The 2339-nt window shown below is 64.6% G+C and carries 3 protein-coding genes; all 3 read right to left on the bottom strand.

The window, feature by feature from the left end:
• The coding region (locus tag ACRDUX_RS18285) for a hypothetical protein (protein ID WP_526415435.1) at positions 1 to 489 on the bottom strand (489 nt) is incomplete at its 3' end.
• A 41-nt stretch (positions 490 to 530) separates the two neighbouring features.
• On the bottom strand, positions 531 to 1961 hold the full coding sequence (locus ACRDUX_RS18280; protein ID WP_526415434.1) for a gamma-aminobutyraldehyde dehydrogenase: 1431 nt from the start codon (positions 1959 to 1961) through the stop codon (positions 531 to 533).
• Between the two features lie 53 nt (positions 1962 to 2014).
• A partial coding sequence (locus ACRDUX_RS18275) for an SDR family NAD(P)-dependent oxidoreductase (protein ID WP_526415433.1) occupies positions 2015 to 2339 on the bottom strand: 325 nt, incomplete at its 5' end.

The following is a 2339-nucleotide window of genomic DNA, read 5'->3' as shown; positions in this document are numbered from 1 at the left end:
CGCCTGCACGAGCCGAGTCGCGAGAGCCACTCCGGAGATGCCGCCGCCGATGATCGCGACTCGGCGGCCGCCCGCACGGTCGCCCAGATCACTCGGCGGGCGATCGGTGTCGACACCCCAGTTCAGTTCCCGCCGCAGGACCGGGAGGTAGCCGGCGTCGCGTTGCCCCGTCATGAATTCGAGGCACTGCAAAAGGAACTCGTCCGACAGCGGACGCAACGCGACATCGTCGACCGTCAGCGACGCGAGGTGCTCGGCGATCCGTGCGCGCAGTTCGTCGACCACCTCGGCTTCGAGGCCCCCTTGCGCAAGGGCGCCGATGATCGGAGTGAGCAGGGCTGGGCGGAACCGGTCCTCGAGGAGTTCGGCATCACGCTGAGAGGAGGCCAGCGCCAGCAGAAGGGGGATGAGCTCTGCTACCGCTATCCCGTCACGAATCTCGTTGTCGCCGAATAGCGCTGGTGACAGAGCGCTGCCGTTGAACGACATCAGTGCCGCCCTTGGAGATCAAGAAACATGTTCGGGTGTCCTCAGAGGTCGATGTTGGCCATGACGTGTTTGATGCGGGTGTAGTCCTCGAGTCCGTAGATCGACAGGTCCTTGCCGTAGCCGGAGTGTTTGAAGCCTCCGTGCGGCATCTCGGCGACCAGCGGAATGTGGGTGTTGATCCACACGCATCCGAAGTCGAGCATCTTCGAGAAGCGCATTGCCCGGCCGAAGTCGCTTGTCCAGACCGACGACGCAAGCGCATAGCGCACGCCGTTGGCTGATCGCAGCGCCTCGTCGTCGTCCGTGAACCCCTGCACGGTGATGATCGGGCCGAAGATCTCGTTCTGTGCGAGTTCATCGCCTTGGTGAACTTCGGCGATGACGGTCGGTTCGACGTAGTAGCCGCGGTCGCCCTGGCGCTGCCCGCCAGTCGTCACCTCCGCATGCGCCGGTTTACGTTCGAGGAAGCCCAGTACCCGCTCGAACTGACTGATGTTGTTCAGCGGGGGCACGAAGGCCGTCGAGGCTCGGCCGCCTTCGTAGGTGGTTTCGAATGCGGCGACGGCCGTCGTGAGCTTCGCGGTGAACTCGTCACGAATGCTGTTGTGCGCCAGCACCCGGGTCGCGGCTGTGCAGTCCTGCCCTGCATTGAAGAGCCCGGCTTCGGCGATGGTGGTTGCGGCGGCGTCGAGGTCCGCGTCGGCGAACACGATCACCGGCGCCTTGCCGCCGAGTTCCAGATGAACGCGCTTGAGGTCGGCGGCTGCCGACGTCGCCACCGACATTCCGGCGCTGACGGATCCGGTGATGGAAACCATTTGAGGCACAGTGTGACTCACGATCTGACGCCCGGTCTCCCTGTCACCGCAGACGACGTTGAACACACCCGACGGCAGTACGGATCCGGCGATCTCCGCGAGTAGGAGTGCCGAGGCGGGTGTGGTGTCGCTCGGTTTGAGGACCACGGTGTTGCCCGCGGCGATCGCGGGCGCGATCTTCCAGACAGCCATCATCAGCGGGTAATTCCACGGCGCGACTTGACCTATGACGCCGACCGGCTCGCGGCGGATCCACGACGTGTGGCGCGCCATGTATTCGCCCGCCGACAAGCCTTCGAGCACCCGGGCGGCTCCGGCGAAGAATCTGATCTGGTCGACCATCGGCGGAATCTCGTCCGATGCGATCGAGGCGGTGGTCTTGCCCGTGTTCCGGCTTTCCACCTCGACGAGGTCCTCGGCGCGGGCTTCGAGCTCGTCAGCAAGGCTCAGCAGTGCGCTCTGTCGTTCAGCGGGCGTTGTTTCGCGCCAGCTCGAGAACGCCTGCTCAGCAGACTGATACGCGAGATCGACGTCGCCCTCTCGGGACACCGGCGCTTCTGCGTACTGGATGCCGGTCGACGGATCAACCAACGGAGAGCGGTGCGAGTTCTTGGTGGCGACGTACTCGCCACCGATGAAGTTCTTCAGTTCCATGGAGGATTCTCCTGACGAAGGGGAACGCGTTACCGGGTAGCAGGGACTGTGGATCAGCCGATGTACCACCCGCCGTTGATGTGGATGTTCTCGCCGTCGATGAAGCCGCCGCCGTCGCTGGACAGGAATGCGATCGTCGCGGCCACCTCCTCGGCCGTGCCGAAACGGTGCTGGGGGGTGGCCGCCAGAATGCGGTCTCCCATCGCCTCGATGTTCGGACGCGCCATCGGAGTGTCGATGGTGCCGGGCGACACAGAGTTGACACGCGTCTGTGGCGCGAGTTCTCCTGCGAGTGACCGTGTGAGCGCGAGAACACCGGCTTTGCTCATCGCATAGTGGGCGTGATTGACGCTGCCTCGATGCGCCGCCACTGAGCTC

Source organism: Mycobacterium sp., from assembly GCF_050701675.1.
GTDB lineage: Bacteria > Actinomycetota > Actinomycetes > Mycobacteriales > Mycobacteriaceae > Mycobacterium.
The sequence above is the reverse complement of the archived record's forward strand: the minus strand, read 5'-3'. Positions and strand labels throughout refer to the sequence as shown.